This window comes from Pseudonocardia tropica (assembly GCF_040105315.1).
In the GTDB taxonomy this organism is placed as follows: Bacteria; Actinomycetota; Actinomycetes; order Mycobacteriales; family Pseudonocardiaceae; genus Pseudonocardia; species Pseudonocardia alni.
The window spans coordinates 46,125-63,598 of the sequence record NZ_JBEDNP010000004.1; the positions used below are offsets into that span (position 1 = coordinate 46,125).

At 76.3% G+C, this 17,474-nt stretch carries 15 protein-coding genes; 9 read left to right on the forward strand and 6 right to left on the reverse strand.

Annotated elements, in window-relative coordinates:
• Positions 1–9 precede the first annotated feature (9 nt).
• Positions 10–675 carry a DUF3043 domain-containing protein gene (locus WHI96_RS08135; RefSeq protein WP_345652715.1) on the forward strand — a complete coding sequence of 222 codons (666 nt, stop codon included), beginning with the start codon at positions 10–12 and terminating at the stop codon, positions 673–675.
• A 24-nt stretch (positions 676–699) separates the two neighbouring features.
• Here the strand turns inward: WHI96_RS08135 and WHI96_RS08140 are convergent, their stop codons facing one another.
• Entirely contained in the window at positions 700–1,314 is a 615-nt protein-coding gene (locus tag WHI96_RS08140; protein ID WP_345652712.1) for a VOC family protein, read from the reverse strand.
• Positions 1,315–1,356: 42 nt separating this feature from the next.
• On the opposite strand from WHI96_RS08140, the gene WHI96_RS08145 reads away from it, so the two are divergent.
• Together WHI96_RS08145 and WHI96_RS08150 are read left to right on the forward strand one after the other, a co-directional pair.
• Entirely contained in the window at positions 1,357–3,312 is a 1,956-nt protein-coding gene (locus WHI96_RS08145) for a bifunctional adenosylcobinamide kinase/adenosylcobinamide-phosphate guanylyltransferase (RefSeq protein ID WP_345652709.1), read from the forward strand.
• Positions 3,309–4,160: an adenosylcobinamide-GDP ribazoletransferase gene (locus WHI96_RS08150; protein WP_345652706.1), complete on the forward strand. Its 852-nt coding sequence runs from the start codon at positions 3,309–3,311 to the stop codon at positions 4,158–4,160. The genes WHI96_RS08145 and WHI96_RS08150 overlap by 4 nt, the downstream gene beginning before the upstream one ends.
• A 204-nt stretch (positions 4,161–4,364) precedes the next feature.
• Here WHI96_RS08150 and WHI96_RS08155 read toward each other — a convergent pair whose 3' ends face one another.
• The 3 genes from WHI96_RS08155 to WHI96_RS08165 all read right to left on the reverse strand — a co-directional run bounded on the left by WHI96_RS08155 (position 4,365) and on the right by WHI96_RS08165 (position 8,054).
• Positions 4,365–5,486 carry a branched-chain amino acid aminotransferase gene (locus WHI96_RS08155; RefSeq protein ID WP_345652703.1) on the reverse strand — a complete coding sequence of 374 codons (1,122 nt, stop codon included), beginning with the start codon at positions 5,484–5,486 and terminating at the stop codon, positions 4,365–4,367.
• A gap of 62 nt (positions 5,487–5,548) precedes the next feature.
• Positions 5,549–6,676, reverse strand: coding sequence for a glycine cleavage system aminomethyltransferase GcvT (gene gcvT / locus WHI96_RS08160; protein WP_345652701.1), 1,128 nt, complete (start codon positions 6,674–6,676; stop codon positions 5,549–5,551).
• Positions 6,677–6,695: 19 nt separating this feature from the next.
• On the reverse strand, positions 6,696–8,054 hold the full coding sequence (locus WHI96_RS08165) for an APC family permease (protein WP_345652698.1): 1,359 nt from the start codon (positions 8,052–8,054) through the stop codon (positions 6,696–6,698).
• A gap of 215 nt (positions 8,055–8,269) precedes the next feature.
• On the opposite strand from WHI96_RS08165, the gene WHI96_RS08170 reads away from it, so the two are divergent.
• Entirely contained in the window at positions 8,270–9,778 is a 1,509-nt protein-coding gene (locus WHI96_RS08170; protein WP_425571715.1) for a leucyl aminopeptidase, read from the forward strand.
• 7 nt (positions 9,779–9,785) lie between these two features.
• Here WHI96_RS08170 and WHI96_RS08175 read toward each other — a convergent pair whose 3' ends face one another.
• Positions 9,786–10,358, reverse strand: coding sequence for an LURP-one-related family protein (locus tag WHI96_RS08175; protein ID WP_337831832.1), 573 nt, complete (start codon positions 10,356–10,358; stop codon positions 9,786–9,788).
• Positions 10,359–10,438: 80 nt separating this feature from the next.
• Here WHI96_RS08175 and WHI96_RS08180 point away from each other — a divergent pair, with 80 nt between their 5' ends.
• Complete coding sequence (locus WHI96_RS08180; protein ID WP_345652685.1) at positions 10,439–11,287, forward strand: SDR family NAD(P)-dependent oxidoreductase; 849 nt, start codon at positions 10,439–10,441, stop codon at positions 11,285–11,287.
• A 10-nt stretch (positions 11,288–11,297) separates the two neighbouring features.
• On the opposite strand, the gene WHI96_RS08185 is transcribed toward WHI96_RS08180, so the two are convergent.
• Complete coding sequence (locus WHI96_RS08185; protein ID WP_345652682.1) at positions 11,298–11,705, reverse strand: oxidoreductase; 408 nt, start codon at positions 11,703–11,705, stop codon at positions 11,298–11,300.
• 201 nt (positions 11,706–11,906) lie between these two features.
• Here WHI96_RS08185 and lpdA point away from each other — a divergent pair, with 201 nt between their 5' ends.
• The 4 genes from lpdA to WHI96_RS08205 all read left to right on the forward strand — a co-directional run bounded on the left by lpdA (position 11,907) and on the right by WHI96_RS08205 (position 17,464).
• Positions 11,907–13,298: a dihydrolipoyl dehydrogenase gene (lpdA, locus tag WHI96_RS08190; protein ID WP_345652679.1), complete on the forward strand. Its 1,392-nt coding sequence runs from the start codon at positions 11,907–11,909 to the stop codon at positions 13,296–13,298.
• Positions 13,299–13,352: 54 nt separating this feature from the next.
• The gene (gene sucB, locus WHI96_RS08195; protein WP_345652677.1) at positions 13,353–15,173 is read left to right on the forward strand and encodes a 2-oxoglutarate dehydrogenase, E2 component, dihydrolipoamide succinyltransferase; all 1,821 of its coding nucleotides are present in this window, start codon (positions 13,353–13,355) and stop codon (positions 15,171–15,173) included.
• Between the two features lie 138 nt (positions 15,174–15,311).
• The gene (locus WHI96_RS08200; RefSeq protein WP_345652674.1) at positions 15,312–16,202 is read left to right on the forward strand and encodes a TIGR01777 family oxidoreductase; all 891 of its coding nucleotides are present in this window, start codon (positions 15,312–15,314) and stop codon (positions 16,200–16,202) included.
• Positions 16,199–17,464: an NAD(P)/FAD-dependent oxidoreductase gene (locus tag WHI96_RS08205; protein WP_345652670.1), complete on the forward strand. Its 1,266-nt coding sequence runs from the start codon at positions 16,199–16,201 to the stop codon at positions 17,462–17,464. The genes WHI96_RS08200 and WHI96_RS08205 overlap by 4 nt, the downstream gene beginning before the upstream one ends.
• Positions 17,465–17,474 lie beyond the last annotated feature (10 nt).

Sequence of the window (17,474 nt, forward strand, 5' to 3'; positions counted from 1 at the left end):
TGGACGACTGTGAGGTTCCTGCGCCGCTCCGAGAGCTCCGACCAGGCCGGTCAGACGGCCGTCGAGTCCCCGGCGGGCACGGACGCTGCGGAGACGGAGGGCGAGGGCGCGACCCGCTCGCGTCCCCACACCACCCCCGGCAAGGGCCGGGCGACACCGAAGCGCCGTGACGCCGAGGGCAGGCGGCGCGGTCCCGCGCCGCCCCCGCCGCGCACCCAGCGGGAGGCCGCGAAGCTGGCCCGCGCCACCCGGCCGTCGAAGGACGAGCGCCGGGCGAAGGCGCTGGAGCGCCGCAAGCGGATGGACGCCGGCGACGACCGGGTGCTGCTCCCCCGCGACCGCGGCACGGTGCGGGCCTACGTGCGCGACGTCGTCGACTCGCGCCCGCACGTCATCGGGCTGTTCCTGCCGCTGGCCGCCCTCGTGCTGGTCGCCGCGCTGATCCAGAACCCGGTGATCCAGCAGTACGTCACGCTGTTCACGTTCCTCATGCTGATCGTGATGGTCGTCGAGGGCACGCTGCTGGGCATGCAGGTCCTGAAGAAGGCGCGCGCGAAGTTCCCCGGCGAGGAGATCAAGGGACTCGGTACCGGGTGGTACGCGTTCTCCCGCGCCACCCAGCCTCGCCGCATGCGGGTGCCCAAGCCGCGCGTCAAGCGCGGCGACACGGTCTGACACCGTCCCGGCGGGCCCCTGCCCTCAGAGCACGAGCGGCCCGCCGGGCAGGTCCAGCACGGCCTGCAGCGACGGCGACTCCCCCGCGACGACCTCGGCCTCCCCACCCGCACCGACCGCGTCGAGCAGTGCGGTCACCCGCTCCGGCTCGGGGTGGGTCAGGCGCAGCGTGCGCAGGCTCGCCGGGACCGGCAGGTCGGCCGACGGGTGCCGGGTGGTGCCCCAGTCGATGAGGAACGGCAGCACCCCGCCCGCGTCGTCGGGCGGGAACGCGAGCCGCCACGCGAGCAGCGTGCCGTCCGGGCGCCGGCGGGACATGTCGCGGGCGGGTCCCGGGTCGTGCCCGACGGCGCGGGCCGCGGCGAGCGCGGCGTCGAGGTCGTCGACGCGCACCGCCCAGGTCACCAGCGCGGGCGCGGCCAGGGTGTCGATCCGGAACGGGCGCGGTGCGCCCGGCTCGTCCTGCGCGGGGTCGGGGCCGACGACCTCCAGGTAGCGGCCCGGCCCGATCCCGGCCAGCCGGTTGCGGGTGCCGACACCGACGTGCGGCCCGCCCTCGAGCGTGTGGAGATGACGTCCGGCCAGGTCAGCGGCGGTGCCGTCGACGTCGGGGGTGGCCAGGACCAGATGATCGAGCACCTTCGCGACGCTACCGGGGACCGGTAGGACACGATGTGCGGCGTGACTCCTCCCGTCGAACTGCGGACGCTCGTCCTCGGGGGCACGCGCTCCGGCAAGTCGCGGCACGCCGAGGAACTGCTCGGCGACGACGCGGCGGTCCGCTACCTCGCGACCGGCCGGCGGATCCCCGGCGACACCGAGTGGGACGCGCGGATCGCCGCGCACACCGCCCGGCGCCCGGCCCACTGGACCACCGAGGAGGTCGGCGGCACCGAGCTGGCCGCCGCGCTCGCCCGGCCCGGCCCGGTGCTGGTCGACGACCTGGCGACCTGGCTGACCGGGGTCCTCGACGACGCCGGCGCCTGGGACGCCCCGGTCGTGCCCGCCACGGTCGACGCCGCCGTCGACGGGCTGGTCGCCGCGGTCGCCGCCGCGCCGGGACCGCTGGTGCTGGTGTCCGCCGAGACCGGGCTGGGGGTCGTGCCGGACACCCGCGCCGGGCGGCTGTTCCGCGACCGGCTGGGCGAGCTGAACGCCGCCGTCGCGCGGGTGTGCGACGACGTCGTGCTCGTGGTGGCGGGGCGGGCCCTCGCCCTGCCCGCTCCGGCCGCGGACGCCTCCGCCGATCCGGCCGGCATCGCCGCCCCCACATCCGGTCCTGCAGCGCCGGCCGCCGGAGCACCCGCCGATCTCGCCGCTGCGGGACCCGCTGCCGGGCTCGACGCCGCCGTAGCCGGCTCGCCCGGCTCCGCCACCGGGGTCACGGCTCCCGGTGGGAGCGGTGGGAGCGGTGCTCCGGCCGCCGGAGCCGAGGTCGCCGACGCCGACGGCGACGTCGCCGGCACCCCCGCCGGGGTCCCGGGTGCGGTCCTCCCCGCGACCGGGGCGGCCGCGGGCGCCGTCGCCGGGGCCGCGACGACACCCGACTCGGTCACCGGGTCGGACGTGGAGATCGTCCCGGTCACCGTCGGGCGGCCGGACTCCCGCAGCCGCCGCGAGGCCGTCGCACTGGTCGAGGGGCTCGCGATGCCCACCGGCGGGCTCGGCAGGCTCGGCGAGCTGGGCGTCTGGCTCGCGTCCTGCCAGGGCACCTGTCCCCCGCAGGCGCCCGTGCGCGCCCGGGTGGTGCTGCTCGCCGCCGACCACGGCATCGCCGAGAACGGTGTCTCGGCGTACCCGCCGCAGGTGTCCACGGTGCGCGCCACCGCCGCCGCGGCCGGACGGCTGCCGGTCACCGTCGCCGCGCGGGCCGCCGGGGCGACCGTGCGGGTCGTCGACGTCGGGCTCGTGTCCGGGGCCGAGGGCGCCGAGCCGGGCTGGCTCGTCGCGCACGGCACCGGCCGGATCGACCGCGAGGACGCCCTGGACGGCGAGCGCGCCACCGCGGCGTGGCTGACCGGGCGGCGGCTGGCCGACGCCGAGATCGACGCCGGCGCGGACCTGCTGATCCCGGCGACGCTCGCCGTCGGCGTGACGACCCCCGCCGCGACGCTCGTCGCGGCGGTGACCGGGGCCGAGCCCGTCGCGGTCGTGGGGCGGGCGTCGGGGATCGACGACCGCGCCTGGATGCGCAAGGCCGTCGCGATCCGCGACGCGCTGCGCCGGGCCCGCCCGCACCTGCGCGACCCGCTGGCGCTGCTGCGCACCGTCGGCGGCACGGACCTCATCGTGCTCGCCGGGTTCCTCGCCCGGGCCGCGGAGCGCACGGTGCCCGCGGTGCTCGACGGTCTGGCCGTCGGCGCCGCGGCCCTGCTCGCCGACGAGCTGGCCCCCGGTGCGAAGGACTGGTGGGTCGCCGCGCAGCCGTCGACCGAACCGGCCGCGGCGCTCGTCCTGGAGCACCTGTCGCTGGTGCCGCTGCTGGACCTGGCGGTGCGCACCGAGGACGGCACCGCCGCGGTGACGGTGCTGCCGCTGCTGGTCACCGCGGCGCGGCTGCTCGCCGAGACCGGGACCGCGCACGACACCGGCGTCGTCCCGGGTGACGTGACCGCGCCGGTCGGCCTCGGCCGGTGAGCGGACCCCGGCCGGGTCCCCTCGCCGGGCTCGCGCTGGCGGTCAGCTGGCTGACCGTCGTGCCCGCCCGGGTCCGCACCTCCGACGACGGCGCGCTTCCCGACGGCGTCGCCGCGGCCGCCCTGCGCTGGGCTCCGCTGGTCGGCGCCGGGCTCGGCGTCGCGGGCGGGGCGTTGCTCACCGGACTCGTCGCCGCCGGGGTGTCCCCGCTGGTCGCGGGCCTGCTGACGGTCGGGGCGGGTGCCCTCGCGACGCGCGGGATGCATGTCGACGGCATCGCCGACACCGCCGACGGCCTGGGCAGCTACGGCCCGCCGGAGCGGGCGCTGCGGATCATGGCCGACGGCGGGGCGGGACCGTTCGCCGTGGTCACGCTGCTGGTGGTGCTGGGCGCCCGCGCCGCCGCCCTCGCGCAGCTGGCGTCCGCGCCGCCCGCGGTCGTGCTCGTCGTCTGCGCGCTGGCCGCGGCGACCGGGCGGGCCGGGTTCTGCTGGGTCGCGCGCCGCGGGACGCCCGCCGCGCGCCCCGGCGGGCTGGGGGCGACCGTCGCCGGGTCGCAGCCGGTGTGGGTGGCGCCGCTGTGGTGGACCGGTCTGGCGGTGGCCGCGACCGCCGCGCTGGTCGTCGCCGTCGAGCCGCAGCGGTACGCCGCCGTCCCGGAGGCGGGCGCCGCCGGGGTGGTGCTCGCCGTCGCCGGGGCGGTGCTGATCGCGGCGCTGCTGGTGGTGGGGCTGGCCCGGCACACCCGGCGACGCTTCGGTGGGATGAGCGGCGACGTCCTGGGTGCGTCCTGCGAGCTCGGCGGCACCGCGGTCCTCGTCGTCCTGGCGGCCGCGCTCACCGGGTGACCCGGGTGGCGGTCCGCGGGGCGCGCTCCAGCCGGTCCGGGCGCCGGGCATCGCAGGACCGGGGATCCGCGCCGCCGGTGGTCCCCGCAGCCGGGGATGCGCGCCGCCGGGACGCCCGCGGCCGAGGGCCGCGCCGTCGGTCGGGCCGGGCGGGTCGGGTGGCCCCCGAGACGCGGTGGGACCGGAGGGCCGACCCGGGACGGCTCAGACCGACGCGGAGGCAGGCACCAGGGTGTGCATCCAGCCGTGCGGGTCCGGGGCCGCGCCGCGCTGGATCGCGGTCAGCGCCTCGCGCAGCTGCAGGGTGACCGGGCCGGGCTCACCGTTGCCGACGGTCACCTCGCCGCCGCTGTGCTTGACCGTCCCGATCGGGGTGATCACCGCGGCGGTGCCGCAGCCGAACACCTCGGTCAGCACGCCGCTCGCGGCGCCACCGAGCCACTCCTGGCCGGAGATGCGGCGCTCGACCACGGAGATCCCGAGGTCCTTCGCCACCGTGATCAGCGAGTCCCGGGTGATGCCGGCGAGCACCGAGCCGCGCAGGTCCGGCGTCGCGACCTCGACCGAGCCGTCGTCGGAGCGGAAGACGAAGAACAGGTTGTTCGAGCCCATCTCGTCGATCCACTGACGCTCCTCGGCGTCGAGGTAGGCGACCTGGGCGCAGCCGTGCTGGGCGCCGACCGACTGCGGGAGCAGCGACGCGGCGTAGTTCCCGCCGCACTTGGCGGTGCCGGTGCCGCCGAGCGCGGCCCGGGTGTACTCGGTCTCCAGCCACACGTCCATCGGCTTGACCCCGCCGGAGAAGTACGGCCCGGCCGGGGACGCGATGACCGAGTACAGGTACTCCGACGAGGGCCGCACCCCCAGCCCGACCTCGGTCGCGATCATGAACGGCCGGAGGTAGAGCGAGTCCTCCCCGCCCGCCTCGGGCACCCACTCGGAGTCGACCGCGAGGAGTTCGGACAGCGAGGCGAGGAACAGGTCCTCGGGGAGCTCGGCCATCGCGAGCCGGCGCGCGGAGCCGGCGAACCGGGCGGCGTTCGCGTCGGGCCGGAACGAGGCGATCGAGCCGTCGGGCTGGCGGTAGGCCTTGAGCCCCTCGAAGATCTCCTGCCCGTAGTGCAGCACCATCGACGACGGGTCCAGCGTCATCGGCCCGTACGGCACGACCGCCGGATCGTGCCAGCCGGTGCCCGCGGTCCACCGGACGGTCACCATGTGGTCGGTCATGTACCGCCCGAAGCCGGGGGCGGCCAGTACGTCGGCGCGCCGCTGCGGGGACGCCGGGGCGGGGTTGCGGGTCACGGAGAACTTCGGCGCGCTCATGCCCCGAACGGTATCCCCGCTGTCCACGGGGCAAACAGTCGGATTCCCGAGGAACGGAACGCTCAGCGGACGTGCGAGGGCACCAGCGGCGGCTTCACGACCTCCACCGGCAGCGCACGGCCCCGGACGTCGATCACCAGCGTGTCGCCCACGGCCACCTCGCCCGCGGTGTCGACCAGGGCCAGCGCGACGCCCGTGCGCAGCGTCGGGGAGAACGTCCCGGAGGTGACGACGCCGACGGGCCTGCCGCCCTCACCGTCGAGGACGGTCATGCCCGCCCGCGGGACACCACGCCCGGTCGCCCGCAGCGCACGCAGGCGCCGCGCCGGGCCCGCCGCGCGCTCGGCGAGCAGGGCGTCGCGGCCCCAGAACGCGGGCTTGTCCCAGCCGACCGCCCAGCTGCTCCCGGCCTGGACCGGGCTGATCTCGGTGGACAGCTCGTGGCCGTGCAGCGGGTAGCCCATCTCGGTGCGCAGGGTGTCGCGCGCCGCGAGACCGCACGGTCCGCCGCCGACGGCGCGGACGGCGGCGAGCAGGGCGTCCCACATCGCCGGTGCCGCCTCCGCGGCGAGGACGACCTCGTAGCCGAGCTCGCCGGTGTAGCCGGTGCGGCAGATCCGCAGACCGCCGTCGTTCAGGCCGCCCTCGAGGTCGGTGAACGCCATGTAGCCCAGGTCCGCGACGCCCTGTCCCGCGGCACCGAGCGCCGCGGTCAGGGCCTCGGCGGAGCGGGGCCCCTGGACGGCGAGCACGGCGAGCTCGCGGTGCCGGTCGGTGACCGTGACCCCGGGCGGGGCGTCGGCGGCGAGCGCGGAGACGATCCGGGTGGAGTTCGCGGCGTTCGGCACGAGCAGCAGGTCGTCGTCGGCCGCCAGGTAGACGATCATGTCGTCCTCGACGCCGCCGCGGTCGTCGCAGGCCAGGGTGTACTGGGCGCGGCCCGGGCCGATGCGGCCGAGGTCGTTGGTGAGGCAGGCGTTCAGGTGCGCGGCCGCGCCCGGCCCGGAGATCGGGACGGTGCCGAGGTGGCTGACGTCGAACAGGCCCGCCGTCTCGCGGACCGACGTGTGCTCGGCGACGGTGCCGCCCGGGTAGGAGATCGGCATCGACCACCCCCCGAACTCGCCGAGGGTGGCGTCGAGGGCGACGTGCCGGTCGTGCAGCGGGCTGGGCAGGAGCTCGTCGGTCACGCGCCCGACCCTATCGGCCTCAGGCCGCCTGTTCCTCGGGATCGCTGCGGCGCACGGGTTCCTCGGCCGCGGCGCGGGCGCGGGAGCGCGCCGTGACGGCGCACAGCACCCAGCCCGCGGCGAGCGCCCCGGCCGTCGCGACCAGCGGCCACGGCGGCATCGACGCGGCGACGGCCAGGCACCCCACCCCACCGGCGACGGCGACGACCGCCGCCCGCACGGGGCGTCCCGGCAGCCGGAGCACCGCGGCGTGCAGCACGGCGTGGTGGACCAGGGCCGCGACGACGGTGACGACGATCGCGGTCGTCGCGGACAGCAGCAGGGTCATCGCCAGGGTCAGCACCCCCAGCGTCAGGTCGGCCACCCACGGCGTGCCGCGCGCCCCGCCCCGCCCCAGGAACGCGGGCAGCTCCCCCTCGCGGGACAGCCGGGCGGCGCCGGCTGCGGCCCGTGACAGCGCCCCGAGCAGTGCGGCGACCGTGGCGGCGGCGGCACCTACCCGCACCAGCACCCCCACCTGGGCGCTGCTGCTGGTGTCCATCAGCGCGGCCAGCGGCGCCGACGCCGACGCCAGCCCGGACGCACCTAGCCCGCGCAGCAGGGCCGCCGACAGCAGGAGCAGCAGCACCGTCGTGATCACGACGGCGAGCGCGGGGGCCCGGCGGATCGCCCGCACCGGGTCCCGCAGGCTGCCCCCGAGCTCGGCGACGCGGGACAGCCCGGTGAAGGCGAGGAACACGAACCCGGCGGCGGCGAGCACGCCGAGCGGGCCCGGCTCGATCGCGGCCTGCAGCGTGGCGACGGCCGGGTCGTCGGGCGTCCCGGCGCCGTCGCCGGCGATGCCGGCCCCGGTGGCCGCGGCGGGCATCGCCGAGGACAGCACCGCGTGCGGCCCGTCCGACCGCAGCCCCACCAGGATCGCGACGGTCAGGGCGAGCACCGTGCCCACCACCAGCCCGCGCGCCGCACCGGGCGAGATCCGTACCCCGAAGGCGTTCACCGCGACGACGGCGAGCACCGCCACCACCGCGATCGTCACCGGCTGGGTGGGCAGCACGTGGGCGCCGAACACCAGCGCCGCGGCCGACCCGGCGGCGGCCCGCGAGGTCACCCGCGCGACCGCCCCCAGCCGCAGTGCGGGGACGGGCAGGTCACCGCGGGCCAGCTCCGGACCGGCCGGGCGGGCGAGCGACAGGTGCGCGGTCGAGCCGACCACGCCGAGCGCGAGCAGCGCGGCGAGGAGCACCCCGAGCGGGAACCAGGTGCCCGCCGACGCGGCCGCGGGGCCGAGCGCGGCGTACAGCCCGGTACCGAACGTCGCCGACAGGGCGACGACGACCGCGGTCACGGTCGGGATCCGGTACGGGGGACGGGGCACCCGCTCACCTTCCCATCCACCCCTGTGCCGCGCGGCGCCGCGGGGGTGTCATTACCATCTCGGTCCGGTCTCGCCGTCCCGCCCGCCACCGGCTCCCCACCCACCCGGCGCACGGGACGTGTGCACCGGCCACACAGGGTGAGATCGGACGACCCGGAGCCACTCGTCCGATACCCACCGTTCCCGTCCGACCCCGAGGAGTGCCACCCGTGCCGATCGACGTCCCGACCCTCCCGCAGACCGCCGCACACAGCGGTGCCGAGACGGAGGCGGTCGTCGACGCCGTCGTGGTCGGTCTGCACGCCCCCGCGGCCGACGCCGCCGACGGCACCGGCCCCGCGCTGGCCGCGGGCGCCGCCGGCGTCGACGCCGCGTTCTCCGGGGAGCTGCTGGAGCTGCTCACCACCGTCGGCGCGACCGGGAAGGCCGAGCAGGTCGTGTCGCTGCCGACCCGCGGCGCGCTGTCCGCGCCGCGGCTGGTCGCGGTCGGTCTGGGCCGCCCGGCCGAGGGGCCGAAGGCGTCCGAGGCGGTCCGCCGCGCCGCCGGTGCCGCCGCCCGCACACTGGCCGGGACCGGCTCGGTGCTGAGCACGCTGTCCGCCCTCGACGCCGAGGCCGCGGTCGTCGGCGCCGTCCTGGGCGGCCACCGCTTCGACCGGCACCGGACCTCCACCGACGCCGCGGCCGCCCCGGTCGGCAGCTGGTCGTTCACCGGTGCCGACGCCCCGGCCGTGCGGCGGGCGACGCTCGTCGCCGAGGCCGTCGTCACCGCCCGGGACCTGGTCAACACCGCGCCGAACGTGCTGGTCCCGGAGACCTTCGCGGCGCACGCGGTGGCGCTGGGCGAACGCGCCGGGCTGGTCACCGAGGTCCTCGACGACGCCGGGCTGCGGGAGAACGGCTACGGCGGCGTCACCGGCGTCGGGAAGGGGTCGGCGAACCCGCCCCGGCTGGTGCGCCTGACCTGGAACGGCGGCCCGGCCGCGTCGAAGCGGGTCGCGCTCGTCGGCAAGGGCATCACCTTCGACACCGGCGGCATCTCGCTCAAGCCCAACGCCGGCATGGCCGACATGACCTCGGACATGGGCGGGGCGGCCGCGGTCGTCGCGACCGTCGTGCTCGCCGCGAAGCTGGAGCTGCCGGTCACGGTGACCGCGACCGTGCCGATGGCGGAGAACATGCCGTCGTCGACGGCGTACAAGCCCGGCGACGTGCTGACCATGTTCGGCGGGACCACCGTCGAGGTGCTCAACACCGACGCCGAGGGACGGCTGATCCTCGCCGACGCGATCGTCCGCGCCGCCCAGGACGACCCCGACTACCTGGTGGAGACCTCGACGCTGACCGGCGCCCAGCTCGTCGCGCTCGGCTTGCGCACCGCCGGGGTGATGGGCTCGGACGAGCTGCGCGACCGGGTCGCCGCGCACGGCACCGCCACCGGCGAGGACGCCTGGGCGATGCCGCTGCCGGAGTACCTGCGCGGCGAGCTGGACTCGCGGGTGGCCGACATCAGCAACGTCAGCGGGCAGCGGTTCGCCGGGATGCTGCTGGCCGGCACGTTCCTCAAGGAGTTCGTGCCCGCCGGGCTGCCGTGGGCGCACATCGACATCGCCGGGCCGTCGTTCAACACCGGCGGGCCGCGCGGCTACACCACCAAGGGCGGCACGGGGGTGCCGGTGCGCACCCTGCTGGCGTTCCTGGAGGACGTGGCCGCGAACGGCTGACCCCGGCTCAGCGGTCCTGCAACGCGTCCAGCGCGACGGCGAAGGCGGCGGCCAGGCGGAAGTCGATGCGCGGGTCCGGGACGGAGACGTCGTAGGAGTCGCGCAGCGACCACCGCCGGTCGCTGCTCATCAGCAGCGTGCCGCCGGAGTCCTCGGTGACGTCGAAGTGGTACGGCAGCGGCAGGTTCTCGGCCACCCGGCGCAGCAGGGCGACGCCGAGGCTGCGCTCCCGGCCGGTCGCGGCGACGCCCGGCGCGGTCAGCGTCCAGGTCGAGCGCAGCAGGCTCGCCCCGAACCGCTTGCCGAAGGTACCGATCACCCGGCCGTGCTCGTCGAACACGTCGTGCTCGGCGCGGACGTCGAGACGCTGGCGGGCGCGGAAGGAGAACACCGCGCGGGAGCGGCTGTCGTCGGACCAGAAGGTCACCTGCTCCTTGAAGGCGAACCGCTTCTGCTGGGCGAACGCCATGAGCGCGCCCGCGCTGCCGTCGGGGTTCGCGGCGTGCACGTCGTAGCGGTTCACGCCGAGGGTGATCCGCTGGCGGACGAGGAAGCGGGGCAGGTGCATCGCGGCCGTCACGGGTCCCGAGTCTGGCCGGACCGGATCCGGGCGGCGACACCGGACCGGGGGTTACCCGCGGGTAGGGCATACTGCCGCCCATGAGCCGGCAGCGTCGTCGACACGAGGTCCCCGCGCACTCCCCCCGTTCCGCGGTGGTCACCGGTGCAGCCCGCGGCATCGGCGAGCAGATCGCCCGCGAGCTCGTCGGGCGCGGTTACCGGGTGCTGGTCACCGACCTCGACGAGGCCGCGGCGCAGGCCACCGCGACCCGGATCGGGGCGGCCGCCGGCACCGCCTGCGACGTCACCGATCCGGCCGCGTCCGCGGCGGCGGTGGCCCGGGCCCGCGAGCTCGCGCCGCTGGGCGCCTGGGTGAGCAACGCCGGCGTCGGGTTCGACGGCACCGTCACCGACATCGCCGAGGCCCGCGTCCGCGCGCTGGTCGAGGTCAACCTGCTGGGCCCGGTCTGGGGCGCCCGGGCCGCGGTGACCGCGTTCCGCGAGCAGACGGAGACGGGGACCGCCCGGGGCGGCGAGATCGGCGTGACCGTGTCGCTGTCCGGCCTCGGCCCGGTACCGGGCCTGTCGGTGTACGCGGCGTCGAAGGCGGGTGCGCTGTCCGTGGTGTCCGCGCTGGCCTCGGAGGTGCGCCGGGAGGGCATCGGGGTGCACGCGGTCTGCCCGGACGGGGTGAACACCGAGCTGCTGCGCTCGATGACGCCCGGCGGCCAGGGCCAGGCGCTCGTGCGGTCCGGGGTGCTGGTCACCCCCGAGCAGGTCGCGACGGCGCTGGTCGGGATGTTCGGCACCGGCCGGGTCTACCGCACGCTGCCCGCCTGGCGGGGTGCGCTGCTGCGCCTCACCGCGCTGGCCCCCGGGCCCGCGCTGCGCCTGGAGCCCGCGATGCGCGCGCTCGGCGAGCGGCGCGCCCGCTCGCTGCGCCCCTGACCCGGCCGGGTCAGGCGTCGCGGTCCTCGGCCCGCAGCTCGCGCAGCATCCGCTCCCGACGCTCGCGCTTGCGCAGGGCGCGGTCGCGGGCGTCGTGCTCGCGCATCCGGTTCGGGTACCCGACGAGCTGCACGTCGTAGATCGGCATCTGCAGCGACCGGGCCAGCTTCTTCGCCGCGTTCGGGTTCGCGACCCGCCTGCGCGTCCACTCGCCGTCGTGCGCGACGAGGACCACCGTCGTCTCCGTCACGGTCGTGCGCGGCTCGACGAAGGCCTCGACCCCGATCCGGGCGGCCGACCACTCACGCAGGTGGGCCTCCCCCTCCGCGTACGCGCCACGCCTCCCGCCGGAGCCGGATCCCCGGCCGGACCTGGGGCCCGACGGTCCACGTGACCGGAACAGGTCGAGCAGACCCATGCGCGTCATCCTCTCGTCGATCCGGTCGCACCCCTACGAACCGGACACGGTAGCTCCGGGTGCCCAACGAACGGGATCACGGATTTGCTCCCGACACCCCCGTGGCGCAGCCGCGGCCGGATGACAAGATGGGCGCCGCGTAGCGGGGTCCCGTCCGGCGGAGCCGGTCCACCGGTGGTGACCCCCGGAGGGAGCTGATCGGTGTCCGACCCGGGCGCTCGTTCCGCCGACCTGGTGATCCTGGGCGGCGGCTCCGGTGGCTACGCCTGCGCGCTGCGCGCCGCGGAGCTGGGTCTGTCGGTGGTCCTGGTCGAGAAGGACAAGCTCGGCGGCACCTGCCTGCACCGCGGCTGCATCCCCACCAAGGCGCTGCTGCACGCGGCCGAGGTGGCCGACCACGCCCGCGACGGAGCGCAGGTCGGCATCCGCTCCCGCTTCGACGGCGTCGACATGGCCGGGGTGAACGCCTACAAGGACGGCGTGGTCTCCCGCCTGTACAAGGGCCTGCAGGGGCTGGTCGCCGCGCGCGGGATCACCGTGGTGCCCGGCGCGGGCACCCTGGAGGGCCCCGGCACCGTCCGGGTCGGCGACGAGCGCATCACCGGCCGCCACGTCGTGCTCGCCACCGGCTCCTACGCCCGGTCGCTGCCCGGCCTGGAACTCGACGACCGCATCGTCACCTCCGACGCCGCGATCTCCCTCGACGACGCCCCGCGCCGGGTCGTCGTGCTCGGCGGCGGCGTGATCGGCGTCGAGTTCGCCAGCGTGTGGCGCTCGTTCGGGGCCGAGGTCACGATCGTCGAGGCGCTGCCGCGGCTCGTGCCGAACGAGGACGAGTTCTGCTCCACCCAGCTCGCCCGGGCGTTCCGGCGGCGCCGGATCACCGCCCGCACCGGGGTGCGGTTCGCGAAGGCGACCCGCAGCGGCGACACCGTCACCGTCTCGCTCGAGTCCGGTGAGGAGATCGAGGCCGACCTGCTGCTGGTCGCGGTCGGCCGCGGCCCCAACACCACCGGCCACGGCTTCGCCGAGGCCGGCGTCGCGATGGACGACGGCTTCGTGACCGTCGACGAGCGGCTGCGCACCGACCTCGACGGCGTGTACGCCGTCGGGGACGTCACCCCCGGCCTGCAGCTCGCCCACCGCGGCTTCGCCCACGGGATCTTCGTCGCCGAGGACGTCGCGGGGCTCGCACCCCGCCCCGTCACCGACGACGGCATCCCGCGCGTCACCTACTGCGAACCCGAGGTCGCCTCGGTCGGGCTGACCGAGCAGGCCGCCCGGGACCTCCACGGCGAGGTGCACACCCTGACCTACGACCTGGCCGGCAACGGGAAGTCGCAGATCCTGCAGACCTCCGGGGCGGTCAAGCTCGTCGCCCAGGGGCCTGCCGGACGGGGCGGACGCGTCCTCGGCGTGCACATGGTGGGCTCCCGGATCGGGGAGCTCGTCGGAGAGGCGCAACTGGTCTACAACTGGGAGGCTCTGCCCACCGACGTCGCCGCCCTGATCCACGCCCACCCCACGCAGAGCGAGGCCCTCGGAGAGGCCCACCTCGCGCTGGCCGGGAGACCGCTGCACACCCACGGCTGATCCCGGCCCCACGACCCCGAACACCCACGCGGAACAAGAGGAGCTCCACCCGACATGGCCGTCACCGTTGAGATGCCCGCCCTGGGCGAGAGTGTCACCGAGGGCACCGTCACCCGCTGGCTCAAGGCCGAGGGCGACACCGTCGAGGTCGACGAGCCGTTGCTCGAGGTCTCGACCGACAAGGTCGACACGGAGATCCCGTCGCCCGCCGCGGGCGTCCTGAAGCGCATCATCGCGGGCGAGGACGACACGGTCGAGGTCGGCGGCGAGCTCGCCGTCATCGGCGACGCCGACGAGGGCGACGACGCCGGTTCGTCCGACTCCGACTCCTCCTCCGGGACGGCCGAGGAGCCCGCGGAGACCGAGCCGGAGCCCGAGCCCGCGCAGGCCGAGGAGGAGGCCCCGGAGCCGTCCTCCGGTGGCTCGTCCTCCGGTGGGGGCTCCGGCACCCCGGTCACGATGCCCGAGCTCGGCGAGTCGGTCACCGAGGGCACCGTGACCCGCTGGCTCAAGCAGGTCGGCGACGCCGTCGAGGTCGACGAGCCGCTGCTCGAGGTCTCCACCGACAAGGTCGACACCGAGATCCCGTCGCCGGTCGCGGGCACCGTGCTCGAGCACACCGTCGCCGAGGACGAGACCGTCGAGGTCGGCGCTCAGCTCGCGCTGGTCGGCGACGGCTCCGCCGCCCCGGCGCAGGACGAGGCGCCGGAGCAGGAGAAGGCTCCGGAGAAGACGGAGGAGCCGAAGAAGGAGGCTCCGAAGGCCGAGCCGGAGCCGAAGACCGAGCCGAAGACCGAGGCCGCCCCGCAGCACAAGAAGGTCGAGGAGTCCCGGGACGGCGCCCCGGCCGGCTCCGAGGACACCGCCGGCGGGCGCATCGAGCCCTCGTCGAACGGTTCCGGCTCGGGTTCGGGCGAGAAGCCGTACGTGACCCCGCTGGTGCGCAAGCTGGCCCAGGAGCACGGCGTCGACCTCGACTCCGTCACCGGCTCCGGTGTCGGCGGCCGGATCCGCAAGCAGGACGTCCTCGCCGCCGCCGAGCAGGCGAAGGCCCCGGCGCAGGAGAAGCCGTCCGCCCCGGCGGAGCAGCCCGCCTCCGGTGGCGCGCCCACGGAGCCGAAGGCCGTCCCGACCCGCGCGGACAACGCGCCGGAGCCGGGCACCACGGTCAAGCTCCCGCGCCTGCGCCAGGTCATCGCGCAGCGGATGAACGAGTCGCTCGCCACCTCGGCGCAGCTGACCACCGTCCAGGAGGTCGACCTCACCCGCATCGTCAAGCTGCGGAACCGGGTCAAGGAGGACTTCAAGCGCCGTGAGGGCGCCAACCTCACCTTCCTGGCGTTCATCGCCAAGGCGACCATCGAGGCGCTCAAGGCGTTCCCCTCGCTGAACGCCTCGATCTCCGAGGACAACAAGCAGGTCACCTACCACGGCTCGGTCCACTTGGGCATCGCCGTGGACACCCCGCGCGGCCTGCTCGTGCCGGTGATCAAGGACGCCGACGACCTGTCGCTGGCCGGGATCGCCAAGAAGATCGCCGACGTCGCGGCGCGCACCCGCGACTCGAAGATCGGCCCGGACGAGCTGTCCGGCGGCACCTTCACGATCACGAACATCGGGTCCGCGGGCGCGCTGTTCGACACGCCGATCATCAACCAGCCCCAGGTCGCCATCCTGGGCACCGGCGCGATCTCGAAGGAGCCGAAGGTCGTCACCGGCCCCGAGGGCGACGACGTCATCGCCGTCCGCTCGGTCTGCTTCCTGCCGATGACCTACGACCACCGCCTGGTCGACGGCGCCGACGCCGGCCGCTTCCTGTCCGCGGTCAAGGCCCGGCTGGAGGAGGGCGCCTTCGAGGCCGAGCTCGGCCTGTAGGCACTCCCCGCGACGCTCGGCGGCCCGTCCCGGTTCCCCCGGGGCGGGCCGCCGTCGTCACCGGATCGGGCGACCGGGTGACGATGGTCGCGGCATGTCCGGCTCGCGCGTCCGCCCGGGACCGGGAAGGATCGCGGCGTGCGAGTCGTCGTGGCCGGTTCGTCCGGACTGATCGGAACAGCCCTGGTCGCCCACCTGAGGGGCGCGGGGCACGAGGTGCTGCGCCTGGTGCGGCGCACCCCCGCCGCCCCCGACGAGCGCGGCTGGGACCCGCCCGCGGGCACCGTCCAGGACGGCACCCTCGACGGCGCCGACGCGGTGGTGAACCTCAACGGCGCCGGCATCGCCGACCGGCCGTGGACCGGCGCCCGCAAGCAGCTGATCCGCGACTCGCGCAACGTCCCCACCGACGTCCTCGCCGAGGCCGTGGCCCGGCACCGGGTCCCGGTGCTGGTCAGCGGCTCGGCCGTCGGCTACTACGGCGACACCGGCCAGGTCGTCGTCGACGAGTCCACGCCGTCGGGCTCGGGGTTCCTCGCCGACGTCTGCCGGGACTGGGAGGCCGCCGCCGCCCCCGCCGTGGACGCCGGCGCCCGGGTGGTCCTCGTCCGCACCGGCCTGGTCCTGTCCCCCTCGGGTGGGCTGCTCGCGATGCTGCGCCCGCTGTTCAAGGGCTTCCTCGGCGGGCGGATCGGCAAGGGCACCCAGTACCTGCCGTGGGTCTCCCTCGACGACCAGGTCGCGGCGATCCGGTTCGCCGTCGAGACCGAGTCGCTGTCCGGCCCGGCGAACGTGACCGGACCGGTGCCGGTCACCAACGCCGAGTTCACCAAGGAGATGGCCGCAGCCGTCGGGCGGCCCGCGCCGTTCCCGGTGCCCGGCCCGGTGGTCTCCACCGTGCTCGGCGAGATGGGCCGCGAGATGCTGCTCGGCGGCCAGCGGGCGGTGCCGGCGGCGCTGCTCGACGCCGGGTTCCAGTTCCGCCACCACACCATCGGCGACGCGCTCTCGGCCGCGGTCGGGTCATGACCCCGAACGAGGTCGACGTCCTGGTGGTCGGGGCGGGCCTGTCCGGCCTGCGCGCGGCCACCGTCCTGCACCGCCACGGGCTGACCGTGCGCGTGCTGGAGTCCGCCGACCGGGTCGGCGGGCGGATGGCGACCGACGTCGTCGACGGGTTCCGCTGCGACCGCGGGTTCCAGGTCCTGAACACCTCCTACCCGGCGCTGCACGCGGCGCTCGCCCCGCACGGGCTCGACTCCCTCGGCGCGCGGCCGTTCGAGCCCGGCGCGGCGATCCGCGCCGGCGACGGCGAGCTGCACCGCTTCGTCAACCCGCTGCGCCGCCCGGCGTCGGCCCCGGCCACCGCGCTCGACGACCTGTTCGGCCCGATCGAGAAGGCCAAGCTCGTCGCCTGGACGGCGCGGGTGCTGGCCTCGCCGCCGTCGCGGACCGCGACCCTGGTCGACTCCTCGGCCGCGCAGGACCTCGACGCCGCCGGCCTCGGTGGCGCGGTCACCGACCGGTTCCTGCGCCCCTTCCTGTCCGGGGTGCTCGCCGAGACCGCGCTGGAGACCTCGGCCGCGTTCGTGCGGCTGGTGTGGCGCAGCTTCGCCCTCGGCACGATCGTCGTGCCCGACGACGGCATGGAGGCGCTGCCCCGGCGGCTGGCCGCGGCCCTGCCCGAGGGCACCGTGACGCTCGGGACCCGGGTGCACGCCGTGCGCGGCGGGCCCACACCCGCCCTGGACACCGACGGCGGCACCCTGTCCGCGCGGGCGGTCGTCGTCGCGGCGGACCCGCGGACGGCCGCCGCGCTGCTCCCCGGGGTCGCCGAGCCGCGGATGAACGCGCTGACCACGTTCTTCCACGTCCCGCCGCAGGCCCCGACGGCCTCCCCGCTGCTGCACCTGGACGGCACCGGCGGGCCGGTCGTCAACACGATGGTGATGACCGCGGCCGCGCCGGGCTACTCCGCCGACGGGCGCCCGCTGGTGGCGTCCTCGATCGTCGGGACCCCGGGGTCCACCGGGGTCGACGAGCCCGCGGTGCGCCGCGAGCTGGCCCGGATCTGGGGCGTCGGCACCGACGACTGGGCGCACCTGCACACCGCGCAGGTCGACGAGGCGCTGCCGCTGTTCGAGGCGGGGCGGCCGGTGCGCCGCGACGTCGACCTCGGGGAGAACCTGTTCGTCGCGGGCGACCACCGCGACACCCCGTCCACCCAGGGTGCGCTGGTCAGCGGCCGCCGGGCCGCGCAGGCCGTCCTCGCCCGGCTGGGCGCGGCGTAGGCTCGCCGCC